Source organism: Haloferax sp. Atlit-10N, from assembly GCF_003586325.1.
GTDB classification, from domain to species: Archaea; Halobacteriota; Halobacteria; order Halobacteriales; family Haloferacaceae; genus Haloferax; species Haloferax prahovense.
Genome location: NZ_PSYX01000001.1, coordinates 969,206 through 992,256, shown reverse-complemented (window position 1 = coordinate 992,256; position 23,051 = coordinate 969,206). Strand labels below are relative to the sequence as shown.

Here is a 23,051-nt window from a genome sequence, read left to right as displayed (position 1 = left end):
GCCGGTCGCCGCCCGCACGCCCGGCAACACTTTTTATCCGACGGGGGCGAATCCCGACTCGATGGAACTCGACCAGCACGCCGAGGAGCTTGCCTCCGCCCTCGGTGTCGACAAAGAGGAGGTCAAATCCGACCTGCAGAACCTCCTGCAGTACAGCGTCCCGCTCGACGAGGCGAAACAGAGCGTCCGCCGCAAACACGGCGGCGGAAGCTCCGGCGGCAGCGACGGCGCGCCGTCCACGAAGCGAATCGCCGACATCGACCCCGACGGCGGCAACGTCTCCGTGACGGTCCGCGTGCTCACCGTGGGCACCCGCTCTATCGTCTATCAGGGCGACGAACAGACCATCCGCGAGGGAGAACTCGCCGACGAGTCCGGCGTCATCTCCTACACCGCGTGGCAGGACTTCGGCTTCGAACCGGGCGACTCCGTCGTCATCGGTAACGCCGGCGTCCGCGAGTGGGACGGCAAGCCCGAACTGAACATCGGCGCGTCCTCGACGGTCGGCGTGGAGTCCGAGACGGTCGAGACGCCCTACGACGACCGCATCGGCGGCGAGGCCGACCTCATCGACCTGCAGGCCGGCGACCGCGGCCGAACCGTCGAGGTCCGCGTCCTCGAAGTCGACTCGCGCACCATCGACGGCCGAAACGGTGAGACGACAATCCTCTCGGGCGTCGTCGCCGACGAGACCGGCCGGCTCCCCTTCACCGACTGGGCACCGCGCCCCGACGTGAAAGAGGGCGCGAGCGTCCGTCTCTCGGACGTGTACGTCCGGGAGTTCCGCGGCGTGCCGCAGGTGAACCTCTCGGAGTTCACGACGCTCGAGGTCCTCGACGACCCCGTCGCCGTGACCGACTCCGCGCCCCGCCTGAAAATCGGCGAGGCCGTCGACGCCGGCGGGATGTTCGACGTGGAAGTGCTCGGCAACGTCCTCGAAGTGCGCGACGGCTCCGGGCTCATCGAGCGCTGTCCCAAATGCAGTCGCGTCGTCCAGAACGGTCAGTGCCGACAGCACGGCGAGGTCGACGGCGAGGACGACATGCGCGTGAAGGCGATTCTCGACGACGGCACCGGCACGGTGACCGCCATCCTCGACCGCGACCTCACAGAGGAAATCTACGGCGGGACCATGGCCGACGCGATGGAGGCCGCCCGCGAGGCGATGGACAAGGAGGTCGTCGCCGACGACATCGCCGACACGCTCGTCGGCCGCGAGTACCGCGTCCGCGGGAACCTCTCCGTGGACGAGTACGGCGCGAACCTCGAAGCCGACGAGTTCGAGGAGACGGACGACGACCCGGCCGAACGCGCGGCCGCCCTCCTCACGGAGGTGCGCGCATGAGCGCCTCGCCGGTCGTCGGCACGCGGGAAATCGCCTACCGCGTCTTCGCCGCCGAGTTCGACGACGCGTCGCTTTCGTACTCCGAGAGCGACGAGGAGCGCGCGCCGAACTACGTGGTCACACCCACCGGCGCACGGCTGAACCGGACGTTCGTCGCGGGCGTGCTCACCGAGGTCGAACACGTCAACGACGAGGTGCTCCGCGGGCGCATCGCGGACCCGACGGGCGCGTTCGTCACCTACGCCGGGCAGTACCAGCCAGAGCCGATGGCCTCCCTCGACGCGGCGACGCCCCCGGCGTTCGTCTCGCTCGCGGGCAAGGCCCGGACGTACGAGCCGGACGACGCCGACGTGGTTTACTCCTCGGTCCGCCCCGAGAGCGTCAACACCGTCGACGCCGACGTGCGCGACCGCTGGATCGTCTCGGCCGCCGAGGCGACGCTCCGCCGCATCGCGGTGTTCGACGAGGCGCTGTCGATGTCCTACCGCGGCGACGACCTGACTCGCGCGCTCGAAGCGCGCGGCGTGGACTCGACGCTCGCGGCGGGCGTCCCCCGCGCCATCGACCACTACGGGACGACCCGGACCTACCTCGAGGCCCTGCGCGAAGTCGCCGTGCAGGCGCTCGAACTCGTCGCGGGCGACCGCGACCAAGTCGACCCCCTCGACGTCGCCCCCGGCGACGGCGGGGACGCGGTCCTCGGCCCGCTCCCCGAACTCGACCTCGAACCGGCCGCGAGCGTCGATATCGAGGTCGGCGAGGCGGACGCGGACGACGGCGACGACCTCGACAACTCGGAGCCCGACGCGGGCGAGTTCGACGCCGAACCGGACGCCGAGACGGTCGCTGACGCCGACACGGAACCGGAACCGGAACTCGACGCCGGAGGCGAGCCCGAACCCGCCGCGGAAGCCGAGCCTGAACCGGAACCCGAGTCGGAGCCAGCATCCGACTCGGAACCCGTCGCCGCCGAAGCGACCACCGCGACCGAAAGCCAGCCGGCGTCCGAGTCAGAACCGGAGACCGCACCGTCCACGACAGCTGACGCAGAGCCGAAACCCGCGGCGGACCCCGAACCTGACGCAGAGCCGGAACCTGCTGCGGAACCTGATCTCACGTCCGAACCCGACCTCGCGTCCGACTCGCTCGACGCCGACTCGGAGCCCGACTTCGACGCCGGCTCGGACGACGGCGCGCTCGGCGATTTCGAGGACGACGCCACCGACGCGGATACGGCCGAATCGGACACCTTCGGCGGCTCCGACGACGGCACGCTCGGCGACTTCGAGGACGGTTTCGACGACCCCGAACCCGAGGCGGACGCGTCGGCCGCCGCGGCCGACGAGTCGTCAACCGACGCGGCGACCGACTCCGCGACCACCGACGCCGACGACTCGGTCGACCCCGACGGGATGTACGAACTCGACGAAGACGAGCGGGCCGAAATCGAGTCCGAGTTCGGTACGGAGTTCACCTCCGGCGCGGACGTCGACCCCGCCGGCGAGGCGGACATCGACGTGCCCGACGCGGACGACCTCACCGAACAACTCGAAGACGAACCCGCCGACGCCGAACCGGTAGCAGAGCCGGAAGCGGACCCCGCGGCCGACGCCGCCTCGGAACCCGAACCGGCGGTCGACCCCGAACCGGAATCCGAACCCGAGCCGACGCTCGACGCCGGGTCGGACGACGCCGAGACCGAGGCCGACGCCGACGAAGCCGCCGAGGACATCGACCTCGAATCGGTCGTCGTGGACGCCATGGACGACCTCGACGACGGCGACGGCGCGTCCCACGACGAGGTCGTCGCGGCCGTCGTCGACGAGTACGGCGCGGACCCCGGCGCGGTCGAAGACGCCATCCAAGAGGCGCTCCTCGGCGGCCGGTGTTACGAGCCGCAGGACGGCGTGCTGAAGGCCATCTGAGGCCGTGTCGGGACCGCTCGTCGAACCGATACCCGGCCACCCAGCCGCGGTGGCGCGGACGAGCAGACGCGGGTTCCCCGAGCGCTCGCTCGTCGTCGCCGACTACCACGCCGGCATCGAGGCCGGCCTGCGGTACGAACGCGGGGTGGAACTCCCGTCGAAGGCCGCGGTCCGCCGCGAGCGCCTGCTGTCGCTTCTCGATCGGACGGACGCCGACCGACTGGTCGTCCTCGGCGACCTCGGTCACCGCATCGGCGACCCGGAGGGAGACGAGGCCGAGGAACTGCGCGACCTCGCGGACGCCGTGGCCGACCGCGCCGAACTGACGGTCGTCCCCGGCAACCACGACGGCGGCCTCGCGGCATTTTTCGGCGACGACGTGGAGGTGACAGACCCCGCGGGCGTCCGCCTCGGCGACGTGGGATTCTGCCACGGCCACACGTGGCCCTCGCGGGAGGTGCTCGCCGCCGACGTGGTCTGTTCGGCTCACGAGCACCCGGCGGTCAGGCTGGAGGACGAGGTCGGCGGCGCGCGGAAAGAGCGCGTCTGGCTCCGCGGCGCTCTCGCTCCCGAAGTGTTCGCGGAGCACTACGAGGTCGACCCCGCGGAGGTGACGCGGGCCGACGCCGAACTCGTGGTGTTCCCGGCGTTCAACGACACCTCGGGCGGGACGTGGGTCAACGTCCCCGGTCAGGGATTTCTCTCGCCGTTCCTGCCCGACGGCCTCGCGGACGGGGAGGCCTACCTGCTCGACGGCACGCGATTGGGCGACTACCGGAACGTCTGAGGGGCCGAAGTCGTCGCGGTCGTCAAACGCGACTTCCCGTTTTTCCGACCCGCTACGCGAAGACGAACGTGAGAGTGCCGATGACGAACACGGAGGTGGCCGCCACGTTGGCGAGTCGTTGCCAACCGGTCCACTCGCGGAAGAACTCCGGGACGCCCTTTTCTCGTTCTCGAACGGCGTAGCCGACGAACCAGAGGGTCGAAAGCGCCAGCACCGCCGCGAAGACCAGTTGCCACGTCGCGAGGTCACCTCGCTGGTTGCCGAGGACCATAAGGAGATTGCCGCCGGTGAAGCCGGCCTGCGACAGCCAGAACGACCGTTCGGGAGTCACATCACCACCGAGTACAGTTGGAGGGCGACGCCGAACGTGTAGAGCGCCGCGCCGACGATGACGAGGTAGACGAGCGGGCTCCAGTCCGACGGGACCCGAGCGCGGTCGGGGTCGCGGAGGGCGACGACCGACGCGTAGCCGACCACGACGACGCCCGCGGCCGCTGCGGCGGTGTTGATACCCACGTCTCCCGCGGAAACGTCGAGCGCGATATCGACGGCGGCACAGAGACCGAAGACGAGGAACGCGGACCAGTAGACTCGTTTCGGGGACACGCCCGAAATTGACTCACTGACGACATGAATCTCCCGGTCGGGACCGCCCCGAGCGGTGCGCTTAATCGCCTCGAACCGTAACCTCGGGCGATGCCAGACGGCGAGGCCGCCGCCGGAATGGACGCCTTCGCGACGCTCTCGTCGCCCGTTCGAAACGCGCTCTCGGAGCGCGGATTCACGACGCCCACCGAGCCGCAGCGCCGGGCGATTCCCCCGCTGACCGACGGGAAACACGGCCTCATCATCGCGCCCACGGGCACCGGAAAGACGGAGACGGCGATGCTGCCGGTCTTTTCGGCCATCGCCGACGCCGAGGGCCGGTTCGGTATCTCGGCGCTCTACATCACCCCGCTTCGGGCGCTGAACCGCGACATGCGCCAGCGGCTCGACTGGTGGGGCGAACAGCTCGACGTCGACATCGACGTTCGCCACGGCGACACCACGCAGTACCAGCGACAGAAGCAGGCCAACGACCCGCCGGACGTGCTGGTGACGACGCCCGAGACGCTGCAGGCGATGCTCACCGGGAAGAAGTTGCGGACGGCGCTGTCGGACGTGCACCACGTCGTCGTCGACGAGGTCCACGAACTCGCGTCGGCGAAGCGCGGCGCGCAGTTGACAATCGGGTTAGAGCGCCTCCGCGAGTTGGCCGGGCCGTTCCAGCGAATCGGGCTCTCGGCGACGGTCGGGTCGCCCGAGGAGGTCGGGAAGTTCCTGACCGGCGACCGACCGTTCGAGGTCATCGAGGTCGACGTGGACAACCGCGTCGAGTTCGAAGTCGTCCGCCCCGAGGTGACGAACGAGGACGAGGCGCTGGCGGGCAAACTCGCCACCGACCCCGAGATAGCGAGCCACGTCCGGACGGTTCGAGATATCGTCCGCGACCACGAGTCCGTGCTCGTCTTCGTCAACACCAGACAGACCGCGGAGGCGCTCGGCTCGCGGTTCAAGGCGCTCGGCGACCCAATCGAGGTCCACCACGGCTCGCTGTCGAAGGACGTTCGCATCGACGTGGAAGACCGCTTCAAGGCCGGCGAGTTGGACGCGCTCATCTGCACGTCGTCGATGGAACTCGGCATCGACGTGGGCCGGGTGGACCACGTCGTCCAGTACAACAGCCCCCGCGAGGTGTCGCGGCTCCTCCAGCGGGTCGGCCGGGCGGGCCACCGCTTGGGCGTCGTCTCCCGCGGGACCGTCGTCACCGACCACCCCGATGACACGCTCGAAGCGCTCGCCATCGCCCGGCGGGCCGTCTCCGGCGAGGTCGAACCCGCCCGCGTCCACCACGGGAGCCTCGACACCGTCGCCAACCAAATCGTCGGCGTCGTCATGGACTACGGTGACGTGTCGGCCCGCCGCGCCTACGAGATTATCACGCGGGCGTACCCCTTCCGCGACCTCGACGAGGACGACTTTCGGGCGGTCGTCCGCGAACTCTCGGGGAACCGCCTCCTCTGGCTCGACGAGGACAAAGACCTCCTCGAAAAGTCCGGCGGCACGTGGCAGTACTTCTACGCCAACCTCTCGATGATTCCCGACGAGGAGACCTACGACGTTCACGACATCTCCTCGCGCCGGCAGATAGGGACGCTCGACGAGAAGTTCGTCCTCAACTTCGCCGCGCCGGGCGCGACGTTCATCCAGCGCGGCGAGATGTGGCGCGTCAACGACGTGGACGAGGAGGAGGCGCAAGTGAACGTCTCGCCCATCGAGGACCCCGGCGGCGAGGTGCCGTCGTGGGTCGGCTCGGAGATTCCGGTGCCCGCGCCGGTCGCCGGTGAGGTGGGCGAACTCCGCGACGTGGCCGCGCCGCAGTTCGAGTCCGGAGCCGACCGCGAGGCCGTCGCCCGCGACATCGCCATGCGCTACCCGACCGACGAGGCCACGGTCCGCTCGGCGCTCGGCCCCATCGAGAAACAGGTCGAAGCCGACGCGCCGATTCCGACGGCGAACAGGCTCGTCCTCGAAGGCTCGCCTCGGAAGGTGACGCTGAACTCGCCGTACGGCCACCGGGTGAACGAGACGCTCGGTCGGCTCCTCTCGGCGCTCATCGGCCAGCGGACCGGCTCGTCGGTCGGGATGGAGGTCGACCCCTACCGCATCGAGTTCGACGTGCCGGGGAAGGTCCGCCCGACGACGTTCGCCGAGGTGCTCCGCGAGACCGACCCCGACCACGTCGAGGCCCTGCTCGAACTCGCGCTCAAGCGGTCGGACTCGCTGAAGTTCACGCTCGCACAGGTGGCCGCGAAGTTCGGCGCGCTCAAGCGCTATCAGGGGAAGGGTCGCTTCGGCGGCGACCGCCTCCTCGCCGCGCTGGAGGACACGCCCGTCTACGACGAGGCCGTCCGCGAGGTGTTCCATACGGACCTCGCCGTCGAGGAGACGGTCGAACTGCTCCGCCGCGTCCGCGAGGGCGACGTGGAACTCGCCGTCGCCCGCGAACCGACCGCCATCGGCACCGGCGGCCGCGGGTCGGGAACCGACCTGCTCGTCCCCGAGAACGCCGACGCGAGCGTCATCGAGACGGTCCGCGACCGGATTCAGAACGACCGCGTGCTGTTGGCGTGTCTCCACTGCAAAGACTGGACTCGAAAGACGAAGGTAAAGCGCGTCCGCGACCCCGTGGCGTGCCCCGAGTGCGGCGCGACCCGCGTCGCCGCGCTCAATCCGTGGGACGAGGAGACGGTGAAAGCGGTCCGTGCGCCGGAGAAAGACGACGAACAGGAGCGACTGACGAAGCGGGCCTACCGCTCGGCGAGTCTCGTGCAGGCCCACGGCAAGCGGGCGGTCGTCGCGCTCGCGGCCCGCGGGGTCGGCCCGCACAACGCCGCGCGCATCATCAACAAGCTCCGCGAGGACGAAGACGACTTCTACCGCGACATCCTCGAACGGGAGCGCGAGTACGCCCGAACCCAGTCGTTCTGGGACTGACGGGGTGGATTCCGGTTCGCCCGCTTACTCCTCGATGGCCCACTCGTCGAGAATCTCGGTCGTCGCGGCCGCCAGCGCCTCGAAGTCCTGCATCGAGATGCCGTCGGTGGTGACGAAGACGCCGAAGTCCTCGACGGTGATGCGAACGAGGTAGCCGTTTTCGAACACGCGAATCGTGTACTCGTAGTCGCCGAGTTCGGAGCCGCGGTAGGCGTCCTGGGTCATCTTGAAGTCGTGCCACTCGTTGCCGATAAAGGAGTTCAGGTCGGCCTCCTGTTCGAGGTCCTCGCGGAGGTACACCTGCACGTAGTCGAAGCGGCTGAAGTACGTGAGCGACCGGAGGCTGTCGCCGACGGCCGTGCGGCAGACGGTGACGAGCTTTTCTTTTGCTTCCTCGGGGAGGAGATTGGACATCGCTTCAGCCTGCGCGAGCGAGCGCCAAATAGGCGGCGGCTTCGGCAGCGGGCGGGTGGGAGCTGAGACGCGGCGGTCGTCCGTGACGCCGCTACTCCGACGCGTAGACGTCCCGGTAGTCGCGCTCGCGCCGGATGAGCTCCTCGACGCCGTGTTCGAGGATGTCGGAGCCGAGCGACGTGGCGCGATAGTACGAAAACAGGCCTTCGTCGTCGGCTTGCGACCGTTTTCGCTTCTCGACTAACCCGGCGTCGACGAGTTTACCGAGGTGGTAGTGGAGCGTGTTCGCCTGCACGTCGAGCGCCTCGGCCAGCGCTTTCGGACTTCGCTCGCCGAAGTGGACCAGTCGGTACAGCAGGGTAAAGCGCGTCCGGTCGCCGAGTGCCGCCTGCATGTCGAGGTACTCGTCCAGCGTGAGGACGCTCGTCGGCGGCAGCAACTCGGCGGGGTCCTCGGGCAGCCCGTCCGAATCGACCGGGTCGTTCGTCGCCATCTCGGTTCGCTAGATGGAGCGTATCGAGTTAACGGTTCTTGAGTCGAACTTCGCTGAAAAATCCGCATTTTATATACTAACGTGCGGTACGTGTGCCCATGACGGACGCCATCTCGCGCGACGAGATACGGGCGGCGCTCGGGCGAACGACCTACGACCGGTTTCTCGTCTACGTGATGGGTCCGTACAAGTCGTTCAACCTCAACTACGTCCTTTCGGAGGAGGAACTCGCCGCCATCGACATCGAGGACCTCCCCGGACCGATTCGGAAGCTGTTCGCCGCGCGGGACGAGGTCGACGACGCGCTCGCGCTCCTCCGACGGGTGCAAGGAAGTCTCCGCGCGGACCCGGGTGTCAACGCCTTTCTCGCCGTCGACGTGGACCTCAGCACCGACGAGGTGGACGCCGCCACGCAGTCGCTCGCGTTTGCCGAGGCGAGCAACGCGACCGTGTTCGTGCTGCCGTTTCTCGGCCACAACTTCGGCGTCGGCGAGGAGGCGGGGTCGATACTCGAGCGACTCTCCGAGACGCACGGCGACAGAATCGTCTTCGTCCACGAAGCGACGGTCACGAGCGAGATGATTCGCGCGGCGCGCGCCCGCTGGGACCTCCGCGTCGAGACCTACGACACCGAAGCGGAGCTACGCAAGCGCATCCGACTGTTCGTCGCGGACGTGATGAACCGCGAACTACACGGCGACTTGGGCCGACTGGACTGACGCTTCCGCCGTACCATGTTGATTGCTACCTAGCAGCACATTAAATATAGTTTACACGAGAGCGACGAACGACACGTCATGCCCGACGACGCCCTCGGACTGGCGATGTTGGACCGGGTTCGCGGCTGTCTGCGCGCCCCGTGCGTCTACCGCGCCGGCGACGACGCCCGTGGTACCGCCGGCGACGCGCACATCTACGAGAACTATCTCGTCCCGTCGCAGCGGTGGCCCGCCGCGAAGCGCGAGTTCGTCGACTCGCTTCGGACGCCCGTCCTCGACGTGGGATGCGGCGCGGGCCAACACGCTCTCGCCGGACAGGAGCGTGGCGAGGTCGTCGCCTTCGACGTGAGCCCGAACGCGGTTCGCGCGGCCCGCGAGCGCGGCGTCGAGGCGGCGGTCGTCGGTGATATGTTCGACCCGCCGGTCGGGGCGAGTCGGTCAGAGCCGTCGGCGGGAGGCTTCGAGACGGTCCTCGCCAACGGGACGCAGGTCGGACTCGCGGGCTCGCTGGACCGACTCGCCGACCTGCTCGCGTCGTTTGCCGACCTCGTTTCGTCCACCGGCGAAGTCGTCGTCGACTCGTACGACCCGACGCGCGTCGACCCCGAGCGCTTTTTCGGCTACCGGCCGGACCCGCGGGAAGGCGTCGCCCGACGGTCGTTCCGCGTCGAGTACGGCGACCTCCGCGGGCCGATGCTCGACTTCGTTCTCGTCTCGCCGGCCCGGCTCCGGGCGGTCGCGGCCGAGGCGGGCCTCGACGTGCGCGAGGTGACCGTGCCGAACACCGAGTCGAGTTACTACCGGGCGCGACTGGCGTGAACCGCGCGGTCCCTGCGGCACTTCGCGGTGGCACTTCGGGGCGAGGTCGTCGCCGGCCGTCTCTTCCCACGCGCTACGGCCTACTCCCAGCGATTGGTCGCCTCGTTGCGCCGCGGAAGGAACGGGAGGAACAGCGCGACGGCGAAGACGATACCCGCGATGGCGAGGTACTCGGGCGACCCGAGGACGACCGCGACGAGCGAGAACACCGATGCCTCGCCGTCGGCGACGGCCGAGACCGCGTCCGCGTCGTTGTTCAACAACACGAGGAACATGAATATGGCCTCGGCGAACGCGACTCGAAGGCCGGCTTTCGTGACCCACCACGTCGCGGAGAGCGGGCCGCCGGTGAGCGCGTCCCACTCTCGGCGGACCTTCCGCCGCCACGCCGCGTTCACGACACACCTCTGTTGCGAGTGAACATGAGACACAGTACGCGGCGAAACGAGATAATCTCGCAGGTGAGCGGGAACGGAGGTTCTCCGGCGGTCGGCCCCGTCAGACCTGTGTCGGCGAGACAGATTCCAGCGCCGCATCGAAGTGCGCGCGGGTGATGCGCACCTCGTCGGCGTGGTCGTTCGCCTCGGTGCCCTCGTAGGCGTCGGCCACGTCCTGAATCGCACGGAGCGCCGCCTCGCGGCAGACCGCGGCCACGTCGGCCCCGGTGTAGCCGTCCATGTGAGCGGCCACGTCGCCGAGGTCCACGTCGGTGCCGAGCGGCTTGTCGCGGACGTGCACGTCGAGGATGGCGCGGCGTGCCTCGATGTCCGGGGCGGGAACCTCGACGTGGGTCTCCAGCCGGCCGGGTCGGAGGAGCGCGGGGTCGAGCGCGTCCCGGCGGTTCGTCGCCGCGAGGACGACGAGGTTCGGGTTGTCGGCGGCGTTGTCCATCTCCGTCAGGAGTTGGGAGACGACGCGCTCGGTGACGCCCGAGTCCGACCCGGCGCTGTCGCGGTCGGTGGCGATAGCGTCTATCTCGTCGAAGAAGACGATGCTCGGGGCGGCTTGTCGGGCGCGGTCGAACACCTCGCGGACGGACTTCTCGGACTCGCCGACGTAGCGGTCCAGCAGTTCGGGGCCGGCGACGTGGATGAAGTTGACGCCGCTTTCGGCCGCGATGGCGCGGGCGAGCATCGTCTTGCCGGTCCCCGGTGGCCCGTGTAAGAGCAGGCCGGTCGGCGGGTCGGTCGAGGCCGCCTCGAACAGCGGCGCGTAGGTCAGCGGCCACGTCACCGCCCGTTCGAGCGTCCGCTTCACGTCGTCGAGACCGCCGACGCCCTCGAAGCCCTCGGTCGGCTGTTCGGCGACGTACTCGCGCATCGCCGAGGGTTCGACCGTCGCCATCGCCGACTCGAAGTCGGCGCGCGTGACGGTCATGTCCGCGACGGCGACCTTCCCGCCACCGTCCCCGCTTCCGCCCCCGCCCTCGCGGCGGACGCGCCGGAGCGCGGTCATCGCGGCCTCCTTGGCCAGCGATTCGAGGTCGGCACCGACGAAGCCGTGGGTTCGGGAGGCCAGTCGGTCGATGTCCACGCCCTCGGCGAGTGGCATCCGCCGGGTGTGCACGTCGAGAATCTCGCGGCGGCCCGCCTCGTTCGGGACGCCGATTTCGATTTCGCGGTCGAAGCGACCGCCCCGACGGAGCGCCGGGTCGAGGCTGTCGACGCGGTTCGTCGCGCCGATGACGACCACGTCGCCGCGGGCGTCCAACCCGTCCATGAGCGACAGCAGTTGGCCGACGACGCGGTTTTCGAGGTCGCCGCCGTCGTCGCGCTTCGACGCGATGGAGTCTATCTCGTCGAAGAAGATGATGGCCGGCGCGTTCTCGCGGGCCGACTGGAACACCTCGCGAAGCTTCTCCTCGGACTCGCCTTTGTACTTCGAGAGCACCTCCGGGCCCGAAATCGTGGTGAAACTCGCGTCGACCTCGTTGGCGACGGCCTTCGCGATGAGGGTCTTCCCGGTGCCCGGTGGGCCGTGTAAGAGGACGCCCTTCGGCGGCTCGATGCCGAGATGGGCGAACACCTCGGGTTCGGACAGCGGGAGCTCTATCATCTCGCGGACGAGGTCGAGTTCGTCGTCGAGGCCGCCGATGTCCTCGTAGGTGACGCCCGTCGCCCGGCCGCGGCTCCCGGCGTCGCCGCCGTCGCCCCCGGTCACGCTCTTGACGGCGTCGCGGACGGTCTCGCTCGCGCCCTTCGAACTCGTCGCCGTCACGGAGACCGCCGTCGCGTCGGTGACGCGGACCACGCCCTCCGGTTTCGTCTCGCTGACGACGAGGGCGGCCCCGCCGAGTCGCTCGACGCGGACGCGGTCGCCCTCGCGGAGCGGCCGGTTCCGAAGCTCCGCCTTCACGACCTCCTCGATGGTCTCGCGGTCCACGCTGGTCCGCTCGAAGGCGCTGGGTCCGGCGAGCGTCACCGAGCGCGCGTCCTCGACGGCTATCTTCCTGACGCGGACGCTGTCGCCGATTTTCACGCCGGCGTTGGCCCGTGTGTCGGCGTCGACGAGCATCTCGCCCGCCGCCGCGCCGGGGCGGGCGGGCCACATCTTCGCGACCGTCTCTCGGGACCCCTCGATGACGACCGTCTCGCCGCTGAGCACGCCGAGTTCACGGCGGGCGGCCTCGGGGAGGCGGGCGATGCCGCGGCCCGCGTCGCGTTTCTCCGCGGCGCGGACGACGAGCGTCACCCCATCTTCTGACATACCCCCCGATTCGGTCGCTCGACCCTTGAGGGTTCGCCCGGAGTAACCGTTTTCCGGGACGGCGCGGTAACAGTACGCATGGTTGCCACGACGGAGAAAGACGGTGTGACGTGGTACCGATGCGAAGAGTGCGGGATGCTGTTCGACGTGGAGACCGACGCCGAGGCCCACGAGGAGAACTGCGACACGGACAGTCCGTCGTACTTGCAGTAGCGGCGCGCGGCGGGTGCGAGGGCGGCTACACCGGGTCGTGTTCGTCTGCGAGTCGCTCGGCGTGGTCCAGCGATGTCGCACGCTCCCAGCGGACGCGCTCGGCGTCGCCATAGGCGAGCGCCTCCTTCAGTTCGTCGCGGAGGACGCCCACGCCGCGGCCGACGAGGTCGCCGTCCGCGTCGCCGAGTTCGTAGTAGCCGTAGGCTTCCGGGGCCTTTCCGATGGTCCGCTTTTCCAGCGGCTCCCAGCGCTTCCGGAGCATCACTCGGTGACGAACTCGTAGGAGTGCTCGGCCCAGTCGTCCTCGACGAAGACGAACACGCGGCCGCGGGCGACCGCGGGGTCGGCCTCGATTTCGAATCGGTGGCCGGGCACACGCCGGACGAGGACGCCGGGGAACAGCTCTTCTTCTTCGCCCTCGCCGAGGATGACGCGGCCGACGCCGCTCGATTCGAGCACGTCGTCGTGGCTCTTGAGGTCGTTGACGTACATCATGACGCCCTCGGTCTCGGTGGGGTCGGTGACGAGAACGTGGACCTCCTTGCCGGGAGCGGTGGCGAGCGTTCCCGTGACCGCTTCGGGGACGCCCCGGTAGACCGTGGTTCGGTTGTCGATGTACTCCACTTCGACGCCGTAGTCGTGGAGTTCGACGCCGAGTGTGCTCGGGGCGATGTCGCTGCGGGCGCTCATGGCTCACCGTTGCCGCGGGGACGGCAAAAACGTCGCGTCTCGGGTCGACCCGCTGGCGTCGGAATCGAACGCGCCGCCGCCGCGTCGGTCCCCGAACCTACGGGCGAAAACGGCACGGACCGCCACACATAACACGATGTGCCGACCTCCGGCAAGTATGCACGGCCGAGCCACCGCCCTCGGGGCGGGCACCGTCTTGAACGCCCTCGCGACGGCGACCGGCTCCGCGTTCGCCATCGACGCGGAGACCACCGCGTCGGTCGAACTGGACGATTCCGGCGCGGTCCGCGGCAGCATCGCGGAGGCCCCGGACGCCGACACGCGGCTCATCGAGCGCTGCGTCGAGCTTGTGGTCGAGGCGTTCGGCGACGGCGAGGGCGGCACCGTCGAGACCGAAAGCGACCTGCCGATGGCCGCCGGCCTCAAGAGTTCCAGCGCCGCGGCCAACGCGACGGTGCTGGCGACGCTCTCCGCGCTCGGTCGCTCGGTCGGCCCCGGCCCGGACGCCGACATCTCCCGGCTCGACGCCTGCCGGATGGGCGTCCGCGCCGCCCGCGAGGTCGGCGTCACGGCGACCGGCGCGTTCGACGACGCCTCGGCCTCCATGGTCGGCGGCGTCGTCGTCACCGACAACACCGAGGACGAACTCATCGTCCGCGACGAGGTCGACTGGGACGTGCTCGTGTGGACGCCCCCCGAGCGCGCCTACAGCGCCGACGCCGACGTGAGTCGCTGCGAGAACGTCGCCCCGATGGCCGACCTCGTCGCCGACCTCGCGCTCGAAGGCCGCTACGCCGAGGCGATGACCGTCAACGGCCTCGCCTTCTCGGCCGCCCTGGACTTCCCGACCGACCCCGCCGTCGAGGCGATGCCCATCGCCGACGGCGTCTCGCTGTCCGGGACCGGCCCGAGCGTCGTCGCCGTCGGCGACCGCGCCGACCTCGAACGCGTCAGAGAACTATGGGACGCCCGCGACGGAGAGACCCGACTGACGACCACCCGAACCGACGGAGCACGAATCCAATGACAGACGACACCGACACCGCAGCCGAACCGTTCCAGGACATGTCGCTCGACGAACTCCGCGAGGAGATAGAGGATATCGACCGCGGCATCGTCGAACTCATCGCCCGCCGGACCTACGTCGCCGACACCGTCGCGCAGGTCAAAGCCGAGAAGGACCTGCCGACGACCGACGAGTCCCAAGAAGAGCGCGTGATGGAGCGCGCCGGGCAGAACGCGGCCCACTTCGAGGTCGACTCGAACCTCGTGAAGGCGATTTTCCGGCTGCTCATCGAGATGAACAAGGCCGAACAGCGGCAGAATCGGTAGCCGATTTCGGGGTTCTAAGGCCGCACATCGGAGTTTTGTTAGTTGACTCTTCTTTGGGCGGCTGTTCTGTTGTTCCTCGGTCGTTCACGAGGACACGGTACCCACGGACCTCACTCGCGAGTCACCAACTCGGGAAGTGAGATTCGCTTCGGCGAGTCCGGGACGAGCCACGCCGGGACGACTCGCGTGAGAGTGACCATCCCGACCAGTTCGACGAGCGTCTGCGTCACGACGACCGCAGGTACCAGTCGGTACCCCGCCGGAAGCGCAAGTGCAAGTGGGAGGACGACCAGCGAGTTACGGGTGACCGACGTGAACACGAGCGCCCTGCCCTCCCCGGCATCCATCTGCAAGACTCCCGCCGCGAGTCGTCCGAGTATCGACATGACGACGAGGAAGGCGACGTACACCGGAATGACGACTGCAATCTGCTCGATCGAACTCTGCACCCGGGGAAGCTGTGACGCGATGACGACGAACAACGTCGCGCCCATCATCGGAACCGGTAACCACCCCATCGTCTCCTGCCACGCGTCGCCCCTCGACGACCGTTCCGCCCACGCTTCGGTAAGCCACGCGAGCGTCAACGGGAGCGCGATGAGTACCAGAAACGCCTCGACGAACGGCCCCGGTTCGATGACCGCTGCGACCGTCGAACCCATGAACAGCCACAGGTACAACGGGAGCAACAACAGTTGGACGAGCATCAGGGCCGGGGTCGTCGCTGTAACCTGCTCGGCGTCGCCGCCTGCGAGTTCGGTGAAGGTGATTACGTAGTCGATACACGGCGTCAGAAGCACCATGAACGCACCCACGAGGATGACTGGTCGCTGGGGGAGGAACCGAGTGAGTCCCCAGACGACGACGGGGACGACCAAGAAGTTCATACCCAGTGCCGCCGCGACAAACCGCCCGTTCCGAAACGCGCGACGGAGTCGAACGAACGGAATTTCGAGGAACGTGACGTAGAGCAGGGCGGCCAGTACCGGGTCGATGAGCGACTCGGAGAGCGGGGCCGAGTTCGGAAGATAGACGCCGACTCCGACGGCCAAGAGAACGAAGCCTGCATAGACGGCAACTTGATGCCGTTGGAGCCACCGCTTCGAGTTCATCTACTGGCTGATTCGTTCGTCGCCGGTAAACCATCGTCGCTCCCCCGTGTCAGACAGGAAGCGGCGAAGTAGACGGAATCTATCACACCAAGTGGGGACTTGACAGGCCGAACAGCGGCAGAATCGGTAGCTCGGCGCGCCGCGGCCAACCCACTCGAACTCGGCACCGACAGCGCGCGGCGTTCGAACCGAGACTAATCCGAGGCGAGACGCGACGCCGCGTCACTCCCGGATAACCATCACCTTCACCCGGCGGACCGCGTCGAAGTCCCGGAGTCGGTACGTTAGCTCTCGGACGCGCTCCGCGGGGCCGCGGCAGAACAGCGATTCGAGACACCACTCGCCTTGGTGGGTGTGGCTCGTGTTGAGGATGACGTCCTGAAACTCGTGTTGCGCCCCGTGCAGCTCGCGAATCACGTCGTGGTGGCGGTAGTCGAAGCCGACGAGCGCGACGACCTCGCCGGACACGTCTTCGAGCCGGGCGTGGGACTCGATGAACTCCTGCATGGCCTCTCGAACCGCCCGCGACCGGTTTTCGATGCCCTCGTCGCGCCACGCCCGGTCGAACTCCTCGACCAGTTCGTCGGGGATGTTGAAACTCGTCCGCATCGGTTCGAACTGACGTGCGCAGCTACAAGAGTTCCCGTTATGACGACACCCCCGGTTCGGTATTAACAACCCCTATACCCCTCGTTTTCCACGAATACGGTAGTACATGGCCTCGAACGAACTGCTCGGACTCGTCGTCGGCGCGGTGGCTCTCGGGGCCATCCACGGCGTCGAACCGGGTCACGGCTGGCCCGTCGCGGCCTCGTACGCGCTCGACCAAGCGAACAAGTGGGTGTACGGGTTCGCAGCGAGTTTCATCCTCGGAATCGGCCACCTCATCAGCAGTATCGCGATGGTGGGCGTGTTCTTCTACGCGAAGGAGTACTTCGACCTCACGCAGGTCAACGAGCCGATTACGATACTCGGCGGCGTCCAAATCGGTGGACAGGTCAGCCTCGTGGCCGGCGTCTTACTCATCGCACTCGGTGTCCGCGAGTACTACCACGGACACGCTCACGGGACTCACGGGCACGACGACGGAGAGGAGCACGCTCACGACCACGACCACTCACACGAGGGCAGTCACTCGCACGACGATGGCCATTCGCACGACCGCGGGCACTCACATGACCACGATGACCACAGCCACGACGGCCACACTCACGGTCACGATGACGGCGGGTTGTTCTCCCGCCTGAAAGCGTTCGTGCCCTTCGTCGGCGGGCACTCCCACTCTCACTCACACGGCGACCTCGACGAAGCCGCGGACCGCGGCCTCCTCGGCATCGCGTGGTTCGCGTTCGTCCTCGGGTTCGCCCACGAGGAGGAGTTCGAGATTATCGCGCTCTGTGCCGGGTCGAACTACTGCCTCGAACTGATGAGCGCTTACGCCATCACCGTCGTCGTCGGCATCGTCGGACTGACGATGTTGCTGATCGCCGGCTACCAGCAGTACGAAGACGAGGTCGAGAAGTACACGCCGTATCTTCCGGCGTTCTCCGCGGCCGTGTTGGTCCTGATGGGTCTCGGCTTCATCACAGGGCTGCTCTAATCGGTGACGGGTAGTCGGCACCAACGTTGATTGCGCCGGCGGGCCATTCAGGACGGGCGATAGACGTATCACCCGGCGACGCATCGAAGCGACCACGAGGTGATGTCTATTAACCACGACAATCGGAATCTTCGTCCGCGGACTCGTTCTCGGCGTCTCGATAGCCGCGCCGGTCGGACCAATCGGCGTCCTGTGCATCCAGCGAACGCTTTCTAAGGGCCGTCTCTCGGGCTTCGTCAGCGGACTCGGAGCGGCGTCCGCGGACGCGGTCTACGGGGCCATCGCGGGGTTCGGCCTCGCCGCGCTCTCGTCGGTCCTGCTCGGACACCGCAACGGAATCGCCCTCGCTGGCGGGGGAATCCTCCTGTACATCGGCTTCCAGTCGATTCGAGGCGACCCCGAGTCGGTCGAGTCGGCACCGACGGCGGACTCGTCTTCTGTAAGTACGCCGGCCAGCGACGCCCGGACACTCGTCGCCGACTTCGGGTCGACGTTCCTCCTGACGCTGACGAACCCGGTGACGATACTCGCCTTCGTGGGCATCTTCGCCGGCTTGGGCGTCGGCGTCTCGGGCGACTACCTCGCGGCGGCGCTCCTCGTCGCGGGCGTCTTCGCCGGGTCGGCGCTCTGGTGGTTCGTCCTGAGCGCCGCCGTCGACCGCGTCCGGGAGCGAGTCACCCCGGCGGTCCTCCGGCGGGTGAACCAACTCGCGGGCGTCGTCATCGTCGGGTTCGGGGTCGCCGCGCTCTGGAGCGGCCTGTAGCGCGCCGCCTCAACCTCTACTCCGCGCCCGCCGGCCGCCTCGAACGCGCCGTTCGCCGTCATCTCCATATCGTTGGCGACCGTAGGCGTGCGTGAGATGCCCACGCACAAAGCTGAGACGACGTGGACCGGTGGCAAAGACGGCAGCGGCGAGTTCTCGACGGAGAGCGGGACCGTCGAGGGGACGTTCACGTTCCCGACGCGGTTCGAGGACGAACCCGGGTCGAACCCCGAGGAACTCATCGGCGCGGCCCACTCCGGCTGCTTCTCGATGCAGTTGACCGCGTTCCTCGAAGGTGAGGGCTACGCGCCGACGAGCCTCCACACCGCGGCCGACGTGCACCTCGACCCGGCCGACGGCGGCGGCTTCGAAATCTCTCGCATCGACCTGACGCTCGACGCCGACGTGCCCGACATCGACGAGGAGACGTTCGCCGAACTCGCCCAGCGCGCGAAGGAGAGCTGTCCGGTGTCGAAGGCGCTCGCCGGGCCGGAAATCACGCTGACCGCGACGCTCGCCTGAGCGGGCGCGTCGAATTCGGCATCGCGTCCGGCGTCGCGAACCGACCGAGTCGACCGCGCCCTCGGCTCAGCGGTTCGACTCGAACCAGTCTTCGGCGAAGTCGACCAGCGCGGGCTGGTCGAGGAGCGTCGCCTGCGCGGCCGCGACCGACCCGTCTGTCGCGCCGACGGCCGTCTCGAACGCCTCGCCGACTTCCTCGAAGTCGTCGGTCTCGACTTCGATGTCCTCGTACTCGACGACGACGCGCTCGCCGTCTCGGAGCAGCGGCGCGCGCTCCGTCGTCCGCGTCTTTTCGAAGTCCGCACGGTGTTCGGCGAGGTGGAGCGAGGTGTCGTTCCCGTGGCCGACGCCGAGCAGGAGCACGTCGCCGCCGCGGTCGTACACCCGAGCCAGCGGTGACCCGTCGCCGAGGCCGTAATCGAGTTCGTGGTCAGCGGCTATCGCTTCGGCAGCCGCGCCCCACGCCGCGAAGGAGACCGTCGGATGCTCGCTGCGGACGACGCCGGGGTAGTTGCGGAAGCACTCGGGTATCGCGCCCATTCCGCGGGTGGGCGTCACGCCGGGGCGGAACGGCGGCATCGACTCGCCGATGGTTTCCACCCAGTCGTCGGGGACCGGCGGGTTCTCCCACGCCGACGGGTCGGTGTACTGGCCCGTGTGGGTCGGCATGACCAGCGTCCCGTCGTCGGTCAGCACCGTCTGGAGGGCGTCCACGACCGCTTGCGGGCCGCCGGCGACCCAGCCGATCGAACTGAGCGACGAGTGCACGAGGAGGGTGTCGCCGGCCGCGACGCCGAGCGAGCGGAGGTCCGCGGCGAGCGACTCGACGGTTCCCGGCTCGTCGACGCGCTCGACCGCATCTGCTTCGGACATACGCGTCCGTCGGCCGGCCCGGGATTCAATCTTTGGTGTCGGCCGACCGAAAGGACCAGGTTCGCCCCCGGCGACGCGTTCGACATGTCACGCGTCTCCGCCCGCGACGCCCTCCGCTACGCGACCGAAGACGACGCCATCGCGCTCTTTGCCGTCATCGCCGGCGGCTGGGTGTTGCTAGCCGTCGGCAGTTTCGCCCTCGCAGGCTACGGGTTCGGGCTGATGTTCGCTCTCGGAATCGTCGCCTCACTCGCCGGGGCGCTCGCGATGTTCGCCGGGGTCGTCGGCCTCGCGTACAAACTGCTGGTCGACAGTCGGCGGGCGGCGGCGGAGTGAGGAATCAGTTCACTCCCCGAGAGAAGCCGACGTAGGTCACGTAACAGAGTCCGCCCATCACGAGAAAGACGAACTGGTAGCCGGTGTTCGAAACGATGTCGACGACCGACTGCGCCGGTCGGAGCAGTTTCAGCCACAGCAGCGTACCCGCACCGAGCACCGCGACGACCCAGAGACCTCCCAAGAGCGGCCGCTGTTTCAGATACTCGTTGAGTTCGTTGCGGTTCATGTTAACTAACCCATACTAATGGGTTGAAAAGGCGACGGTGGAAAGTCGGGTCGCGTGGGAGGTGCAGTGACGTGAATCGTCTCGTGAACCGCCACATGAACCGTCCCGTCCGGTCGGCAGGTGTTCTGCAGTCGCGGACCTCAGAAGAACTGTTCGAACAGCCGTCCGAGGAGGAGGATGACGAGCGGGATGCTAAACAGCACCGCGATAGTGACGAGAAAGCCGGTGACGCTGCCCGACTCGGCGGCTTGGAGAAACGGGGTCATCGGTCTCGTCGGCGTTTCAGGACCCTCGGATATACGCTTTGTTGCCACCGGACGACGCTCGACGCTCGGCCTACTCCAGATACGTCTCGGCGAGCGCGTCCAGCGCCTCGTGGCGGTGGGTCGTGTGCGGCGCGGTCAGCGGCGAGACCGACACGCGGCCCTCGACGACGGCCCGGCGGTCGGTGCCGTCGGGGTCCGGGATGTCTCCGGTTCGCATCCGCTCCCAGACGCGGTCGTGGAGCTTCACGGTCCCGTTTTCGAACTCTGCGGTCATGTCGTACAGCTCCGAGGGAACCGTCACCTGCATGTCCGCGGGGTCGCCGCTGGGGTCGCGCATGGGCGCGTTGACGTTGAGGTAGTCGCACTGGTCGAAGACGCCGGCCGGCTCGGCGTGTTTGACGAGGTACGAGGCCGCGTGGGTCGCCTCGCGGAAGTCCCGCGGGTCGGTCGCCTTCTCGTGCCACGGCAGGTCGCCGCCGGCGGGGACGTACAGCGAGAGGGCGATGGCGGGCACGTCGAAGAACGCGGCCTCGACGGCGGCGCTGACGGTTCCCGACCGGCCGAGGACGTACGCGCCGATGTTGGCTCCCTTGTTGATGCCGGAAACGACCATGTCCACGTCGGGACACAGCGCCTCCAGGCCGGCGACCGTGCAGTCGGCTGGCGTCCCCTCCAGCGCGTAGCCGAGTTCGTGCTCGGTGACGACCGCGTCGGTGGACATCTTCCGGCCGACCGCGCTCTGGTCCGTCGCGGGCGCGACCGCCGTCACGTCGGCGAACTCCGAGAGGGCGTCGTAGAGCGCGCGGAAGCCGACGCTCTCGATGCCGTCGTCGTTGGTGAGGAGGATGCTGGGTTCGCTCATGGTCCGACTGGGGACGGAGCGCGCAAAAAGCCACCCGTCGGACGCAACGTGTCCCGAGGAACGGCGGCGGCCGACGCGCCCCGCTCAGGCGACGCGGTCGACGAGCGTCTCGTCGTCGACGACGAGGTTGTACGCCTCTTCGTCGTCGTTCCAGAGCGCGAGGACGTTCTCGAAGACGAGCACGTCGCCGTAGTCGGCGTCGGCCACATCGGCGTTCAGCACGGTCTCGCGCGTGCGGACGGCGTAGTGGTCGACCGCCTCGCTGCCGTCGCCGATTTTGAACACCTGGTTGTTGCCCTCCGAGAGGTCGTGGCTCAGTTTGACCGCGAGGAGGTCGATGCGGTTCGTGACGTGGCGCTCCATCTCGGCCATCTTGGCGAACCGCGCGGGGTTCCCGCGAACGTCGAGGCGGCGCTCGCCGTCGGTCCGGAGGACGCTGTAGGAGTACTGCACGTCCACGTTGACGAAGGTTCCCTCGTCCTCGTCGCCGTCGCGACCCTCGTCGAGGCGGCGCTGGAACCCCGGCACGTCGAGGTCGGGCTTCACGTCGAACGACCAGCCCCGGTCCGAGGGCGCGTAGCCGTCCCAGAGACGGAGCGTCGGCGAGTACACGGTCACGTCGCCGTCGGCGGGCGCGACCTCACGTTCGACCTCGCGGAGACCGATGCTCGTGTTTCTGTCCGCCGGCGCGATGGCGACGATTGCGCCGTCGTCGGCGAGGGCGTCGAGGTACTTCTCGACGACCGCGACGGGGTCGTCGAGCTCGCTCAGGACGCTGGCGAAGAGGACGATATCGTACTCGCCGTCGGGGTCGAACGCCTCGGCGGTCTCGCGGTGGACGGTCGTCCGGAAGTTCCGGCGCGTCTCGCCGAGCATCCGGTCGAGCACGTCGGCGGAGGCGCTCGGTTCGACCGCGTGGTAGTCGACGACGGCGTCGTCGGGGAGGTAGTCGTGCAGACCGAGCGCGGGGCCGCCGGTTCCGGCACCCACGTCGAGCACGCGAGGGTTACGGGGGAGTAGGCTCCGTTCAGCGAGGTCCGAGAGGACGTAGCCGACGGCGGCGTAGTAGTCCGGGAGGTGGTAGATCCCGTAGCCGAGCGCGGCGTCCTCGTCGTACTCGACGGGGGTGCCCCGGTAGTAGTCCTCCTTGAGCTGGCGGACGCGCTCCCGGAGGCGGTCGCCGGAGTCGCCGACGTGCCAGTTCGCGCCGTAGCGCCCGATGAGCAGGTCTTCGAGGGCGAAGGAGTAGTCGTCGGGGAAAGCCGCGGGCGACCAGTGCTGAACCGGCGCGGGGTCGTCGTTCGCGGGGACGAACGTGCCGTCGTCGCGCTCGAAGAGGCCGAGGTCGTGGGCCTCCTCGCGGAGCGTCTGTTTCACCACGGCGGGGTGCGGCGCGCCCTCGATGTACTCGGCTATCTCGTCGGGGTCGATGGGGCGGACGTTTCTGAGGTACTTCGCGTTGTCGCGGACGGCGTCTCTGTCTATCATCGGTGGGCTGTGGAGCGAGT

General features: G+C 68.4%; 28 protein-coding genes. 13 read left to right on the top strand and 15 right to left on the bottom strand.

Translation table 11 applies throughout. The annotated features are described in order from the left end of the window. Positions 1-61: 61 nt before the first annotated feature. The 3 genes from C5B91_RS05195 to C5B91_RS05185 are packed head-to-tail and all read left to right on the top strand — an operon-like array spanning position 62 to position 4,057. On the top strand, positions 62-1,345 hold the full coding sequence (locus C5B91_RS05195; protein ID WP_008093128.1) for a Single-stranded DNA binding protein: 1,284 nt from the start codon (positions 62-64) through the stop codon (positions 1,343-1,345). Further along, positions 1,342-3,270, top strand: coding sequence for a rpa-associated protein (locus C5B91_RS05190; RefSeq protein WP_115819184.1), 1,929 nt, complete (start codon positions 1,342-1,344; stop codon positions 3,268-3,270). Before C5B91_RS05195 ends, C5B91_RS05190 begins: the two co-directional genes overlap by 4 nt. Before the next feature lie 4 nt (positions 3,271-3,274). Continuing rightward, entirely contained in the window at positions 3,275-4,057 is a 783-nt protein-coding gene (locus C5B91_RS05185; RefSeq protein ID WP_049913421.1) for a metallophosphoesterase, read from the top strand. 52 nt (positions 4,058-4,109) lie between these two features. Here the strand turns inward: C5B91_RS05185 and C5B91_RS05180 are convergent, their stop codons facing one another. After that, positions 4,110-4,388, bottom strand: a complete 279-nt coding sequence (locus C5B91_RS05180) for a hypothetical protein (RefSeq protein WP_115819183.1) — start codon at positions 4,386-4,388, stop codon at positions 4,110-4,112. Further along, positions 4,385-4,663, bottom strand: a complete 279-nt coding sequence (locus C5B91_RS05175) for a hypothetical protein (RefSeq protein ID WP_008093120.1) — start codon at positions 4,661-4,663, stop codon at positions 4,385-4,387. Before C5B91_RS05175 ends, C5B91_RS05180 begins: the two co-directional genes overlap by 4 nt. A 90-nt stretch (positions 4,664-4,753) precedes the next feature. Here C5B91_RS05175 and C5B91_RS05170 point away from each other — a divergent pair, with 90 nt between their 5' ends. After that, positions 4,754-7,594: a DEAD/DEAH box helicase gene (locus C5B91_RS05170; RefSeq protein ID WP_115819182.1), complete on the top strand. Its 2,841-nt coding sequence runs from the start codon at positions 4,754-4,756 to the stop codon at positions 7,592-7,594. Between the two features lie 24 nt (positions 7,595-7,618). On the opposite strand, the gene C5B91_RS05165 is transcribed toward C5B91_RS05170, so the two are convergent. Together C5B91_RS05165 and C5B91_RS05160 are read right to left on the bottom strand one after the other, a co-directional pair. Next, positions 7,619-8,008 (bottom strand): hypothetical protein, encoded by a 390-nt coding sequence (locus C5B91_RS05165; RefSeq protein WP_004977200.1) that lies wholly within the window; start codon positions 8,006-8,008, stop codon positions 7,619-7,621. A 91-nt stretch (positions 8,009-8,099) separates the two neighbouring features. Further along, positions 8,100-8,501 (bottom strand): helix-turn-helix transcriptional regulator, encoded by a 402-nt coding sequence (locus tag C5B91_RS05160; protein ID WP_008093115.1) that lies wholly within the window; start codon positions 8,499-8,501, stop codon positions 8,100-8,102. A gap of 98 nt (positions 8,502-8,599) precedes the next feature. On the opposite strand from C5B91_RS05160, the gene C5B91_RS05155 reads away from it, so the two are divergent. Continuing rightward, positions 8,600-9,220 carry a hypothetical protein gene (locus tag C5B91_RS05155; RefSeq protein ID WP_008093113.1) on the top strand — a complete coding sequence of 207 codons (621 nt, stop codon included), beginning with the start codon at positions 8,600-8,602 and terminating at the stop codon, positions 9,218-9,220. Between the two features lie 78 nt (positions 9,221-9,298). After that, positions 9,299-10,039: a bifunctional 2-polyprenyl-6-hydroxyphenol methylase/3-demethylubiquinol 3-O-methyltransferase UbiG gene (locus tag C5B91_RS05150; protein WP_115819181.1), complete on the top strand. Its 741-nt coding sequence runs from the start codon at positions 9,299-9,301 to the stop codon at positions 10,037-10,039. 80 nt (positions 10,040-10,119) lie between these two features. Here the strand turns inward: C5B91_RS05150 and C5B91_RS05145 are convergent, their stop codons facing one another. Together C5B91_RS05145 and C5B91_RS05140 are read right to left on the bottom strand one after the other, a co-directional pair. After that, the gene (locus C5B91_RS05145; RefSeq protein WP_008093110.1) at positions 10,120-10,437 is read right to left on the bottom strand and encodes a hypothetical protein; all 318 of its coding nucleotides are present in this window, start codon (positions 10,435-10,437) and stop codon (positions 10,120-10,122) included. Positions 10,438-10,537: 100 nt separating this feature from the next. Beyond that, positions 10,538-12,745, bottom strand: a complete 2,208-nt coding sequence (locus C5B91_RS05140; RefSeq protein WP_008093108.1) for a CDC48 family AAA ATPase — start codon at positions 12,743-12,745, stop codon at positions 10,538-10,540. Positions 12,746-12,823: 78 nt separating this feature from the next. On the opposite strand from C5B91_RS05140, the gene C5B91_RS22960 reads away from it, so the two are divergent. After that, positions 12,824-12,958: a hypothetical protein gene (locus tag C5B91_RS22960; RefSeq protein WP_008093105.1), complete on the top strand. Its 135-nt coding sequence runs from the start codon at positions 12,824-12,826 to the stop codon at positions 12,956-12,958. A gap of 25 nt (positions 12,959-12,983) precedes the next feature. On the opposite strand, the gene C5B91_RS05135 is transcribed toward C5B91_RS22960, so the two are convergent. Both C5B91_RS05135 and C5B91_RS05130 read right to left on the bottom strand, forming a co-directional pair. Then, positions 12,984-13,220 carry a hypothetical protein gene (locus C5B91_RS05135; protein WP_008093103.1) on the bottom strand — a complete coding sequence of 79 codons (237 nt, stop codon included), beginning with the start codon at positions 13,218-13,220 and terminating at the stop codon, positions 12,984-12,986. Further along, entirely contained in the window at positions 13,220-13,648 is a 429-nt protein-coding gene (locus C5B91_RS05130) for a DUF5796 family protein (protein WP_115819180.1), read from the bottom strand. Before C5B91_RS05130 ends, C5B91_RS05135 begins: the two co-directional genes overlap by 1 nt. A gap of 157 nt (positions 13,649-13,805) precedes the next feature. Between C5B91_RS05130 and C5B91_RS05125 the strand changes: the two genes are divergently transcribed. Further along, positions 13,806-14,675, top strand: a complete 870-nt coding sequence (locus C5B91_RS05125) for a shikimate kinase (RefSeq protein ID WP_008093099.1) — start codon at positions 13,806-13,808, stop codon at positions 14,673-14,675. After that, positions 14,672-14,980, top strand: coding sequence for a chorismate mutase (locus C5B91_RS05120; protein WP_004977216.1), 309 nt, complete (start codon positions 14,672-14,674; stop codon positions 14,978-14,980). The genes C5B91_RS05125 and C5B91_RS05120 overlap by 4 nt, the downstream gene beginning before the upstream one ends. Before the next feature lie 110 nt (positions 14,981-15,090). Here the strand turns inward: C5B91_RS05120 and C5B91_RS05115 are convergent, their stop codons facing one another. Continuing rightward, positions 15,091-16,092, bottom strand: a complete 1,002-nt coding sequence (locus C5B91_RS05115; RefSeq protein WP_049913420.1) for an arsenic resistance protein — start codon at positions 16,090-16,092, stop codon at positions 15,091-15,093. A gap of 222 nt (positions 16,093-16,314) precedes the next feature. Then, a complete protein-coding gene (locus tag C5B91_RS05110; RefSeq protein WP_004977218.1) occupies positions 16,315-16,701 on the bottom strand; it encodes a CopG family ribbon-helix-helix protein in 387 nt (128 codons plus the stop codon). Positions 16,702-16,807: 106 nt separating this feature from the next. Between C5B91_RS05110 and C5B91_RS05105 the strand changes: the two genes are divergently transcribed. The 3 genes from C5B91_RS05105 (at position 16,808) to C5B91_RS05095 (ending at position 18,977) form a co-directional block, all read left to right on the top strand. Continuing rightward, the gene (locus C5B91_RS05105) at positions 16,808-17,692 is read left to right on the top strand and encodes a hypothetical protein (protein WP_008093093.1); all 885 of its coding nucleotides are present in this window, start codon (positions 16,808-16,810) and stop codon (positions 17,690-17,692) included. Positions 17,693-17,813: 121 nt separating this feature from the next. Further along, positions 17,814-18,455 carry a LysE family transporter gene (locus tag C5B91_RS05100; RefSeq protein ID WP_342764860.1) on the top strand — a complete coding sequence of 214 codons (642 nt, stop codon included), beginning with the start codon at positions 17,814-17,816 and terminating at the stop codon, positions 18,453-18,455. Positions 18,456-18,551: 96 nt separating this feature from the next. After that, on the top strand, positions 18,552-18,977 hold the full coding sequence (locus C5B91_RS05095; RefSeq protein WP_008093087.1) for an OsmC family protein: 426 nt from the start codon (positions 18,552-18,554) through the stop codon (positions 18,975-18,977). Between the two features lie 66 nt (positions 18,978-19,043). Here the strand turns inward: C5B91_RS05095 and C5B91_RS05090 are convergent, their stop codons facing one another. Then, positions 19,044-19,850: an aminoglycoside N(3)-acetyltransferase gene (locus tag C5B91_RS05090; RefSeq protein WP_115819178.1), complete on the bottom strand. Its 807-nt coding sequence runs from the start codon at positions 19,848-19,850 to the stop codon at positions 19,044-19,046. Between the two features lie 84 nt (positions 19,851-19,934). On the opposite strand from C5B91_RS05090, the gene C5B91_RS22315 reads away from it, so the two are divergent. Then, positions 19,935-20,186 (top strand): hypothetical protein, encoded by a 252-nt coding sequence (locus tag C5B91_RS22315; RefSeq protein ID WP_199514391.1) that lies wholly within the window; start codon positions 19,935-19,937, stop codon positions 20,184-20,186. A gap of 4 nt (positions 20,187-20,190) precedes the next feature. Here C5B91_RS22315 and C5B91_RS05080 read toward each other — a convergent pair whose 3' ends face one another. The 4 genes from C5B91_RS05080 to C5B91_RS05070 all read right to left on the bottom strand — a co-directional run bounded on the left by C5B91_RS05080 (position 20,191) and on the right by C5B91_RS05070 (position 23,031). After that, a complete protein-coding gene (locus C5B91_RS05080) occupies positions 20,191-20,415 on the bottom strand; it encodes a hypothetical protein (RefSeq protein WP_115819177.1) in 225 nt (74 codons plus the stop codon). 140 nt (positions 20,416-20,555) lie between these two features. Further along, positions 20,556-20,681 (bottom strand): hypothetical protein, encoded by a 126-nt coding sequence (locus tag C5B91_RS22955; protein WP_255409901.1) that lies wholly within the window; start codon positions 20,679-20,681, stop codon positions 20,556-20,558. A 70-nt stretch (positions 20,682-20,751) separates the two neighbouring features. Further along, a complete protein-coding gene (gene surE / locus C5B91_RS05075) occupies positions 20,752-21,543 on the bottom strand; it encodes a 5'/3'-nucleotidase SurE (RefSeq protein ID WP_008093078.1) in 792 nt (263 codons plus the stop codon). Between the two features lie 84 nt (positions 21,544-21,627). Next, positions 21,628-23,031, bottom strand: coding sequence for a small ribosomal subunit Rsm22 family protein (locus tag C5B91_RS05070; protein WP_049968403.1), 1,404 nt, complete (start codon positions 23,029-23,031; stop codon positions 21,628-21,630). Positions 23,032-23,051: the final 20 nt, after the last annotated feature.

Excerpts from the sequence above, each read along its gene's own strand:
- C5B91_RS05195 (WP_008093128.1), top strand. The coding sequence starts at position 62 with ATGGAACTCGACCAGCACGCCGAGGAGCTTGCCTCCGCCCTCGGTGTC.
- C5B91_RS05110 (WP_004977218.1), bottom strand. The coding sequence starts at position 16,701 with ATGCGGACGAGTTTCAACATCCCCGACGAACTGGTCGAGGAGTTCGAC.
- C5B91_RS05115 (WP_049913420.1), bottom strand. The coding sequence starts at position 16,092 with ATGAACTCGAAGCGGTGGCTCCAACGGCATCAAGTTGCCGTCTATGCA.
- C5B91_RS05155 (WP_008093113.1), top strand. The coding sequence starts at position 8,600 with ATGACGGACGCCATCTCGCGCGACGAGATACGGGCGGCGCTCGGGCGA.
- C5B91_RS05095 (WP_008093087.1), top strand. The coding sequence starts at position 18,552 with ATGCCCACGCACAAAGCTGAGACGACGTGGACCGGTGGCAAAGACGGC.
- surE (WP_008093078.1), bottom strand. The coding sequence starts at position 21,543 with ATGAGCGAACCCAGCATCCTCCTCACCAACGACGACGGCATCGAGAGC.
- C5B91_RS05080 (WP_115819177.1), bottom strand. The coding sequence starts at position 20,415 with ATGAACCGCAACGAACTCAACGAGTATCTGAAACAGCGGCCGCTCTTG.
- C5B91_RS05130 (WP_115819180.1), bottom strand. The coding sequence starts at position 13,648 with ATGAGCGCCCGCAGCGACATCGCCCCGAGCACACTCGGCGTCGAACTC.
- C5B91_RS05190 (WP_115819184.1), top strand. The coding sequence starts at position 1,342 with ATGAGCGCCTCGCCGGTCGTCGGCACGCGGGAAATCGCCTACCGCGTC.
- C5B91_RS05105 (WP_008093093.1), top strand. The coding sequence starts at position 16,808 with ATGGCCTCGAACGAACTGCTCGGACTCGTCGTCGGCGCGGTGGCTCTC.
- C5B91_RS05160 (WP_008093115.1), bottom strand. The coding sequence starts at position 8,501 with ATGGCGACGAACGACCCGGTCGATTCGGACGGGCTGCCCGAGGACCCC.
- C5B91_RS22315 (WP_199514391.1), top strand. The coding sequence starts at position 19,935 with ATGTCACGCGTCTCCGCCCGCGACGCCCTCCGCTACGCGACCGAAGAC.
- C5B91_RS05125 (WP_008093099.1), top strand. The coding sequence starts at position 13,806 with ATGCACGGCCGAGCCACCGCCCTCGGGGCGGGCACCGTCTTGAACGCC.
- C5B91_RS05070 (WP_049968403.1), bottom strand. The coding sequence starts at position 23,031 with ATGATAGACAGAGACGCCGTCCGCGACAACGCGAAGTACCTCAGAAAC.
- C5B91_RS22955 (WP_255409901.1), bottom strand. The coding sequence starts at position 20,681 with ATGACCCCGTTTCTCCAAGCCGCCGAGTCGGGCAGCGTCACCGGCTTT.
- C5B91_RS22960 (WP_008093105.1), top strand. The coding sequence starts at position 12,824 with ATGGTTGCCACGACGGAGAAAGACGGTGTGACGTGGTACCGATGCGAA.
- C5B91_RS05090 (WP_115819178.1), bottom strand. The coding sequence starts at position 19,850 with ATGTCCGAAGCAGATGCGGTCGAGCGCGTCGACGAGCCGGGAACCGTC.
- C5B91_RS05165 (WP_004977200.1), bottom strand. The coding sequence starts at position 8,008 with ATGTCCAATCTCCTCCCCGAGGAAGCAAAAGAAAAGCTCGTCACCGTC.
- C5B91_RS05135 (WP_008093103.1), bottom strand. The coding sequence starts at position 13,220 with ATGCTCCGGAAGCGCTGGGAGCCGCTGGAAAAGCGGACCATCGGAAAG.
- C5B91_RS05170 (WP_115819182.1), top strand. The coding sequence starts at position 4,754 with ATGCCAGACGGCGAGGCCGCCGCCGGAATGGACGCCTTCGCGACGCTC.
- C5B91_RS05120 (WP_004977216.1), top strand. The coding sequence starts at position 14,672 with ATGACAGACGACACCGACACCGCAGCCGAACCGTTCCAGGACATGTCG.
- C5B91_RS05150 (WP_115819181.1), top strand. The coding sequence starts at position 9,299 with ATGCCCGACGACGCCCTCGGACTGGCGATGTTGGACCGGGTTCGCGGC.
- C5B91_RS05140 (WP_008093108.1), bottom strand. The coding sequence starts at position 12,745 with ATGTCAGAAGATGGGGTGACGCTCGTCGTCCGCGCCGCGGAGAAACGC.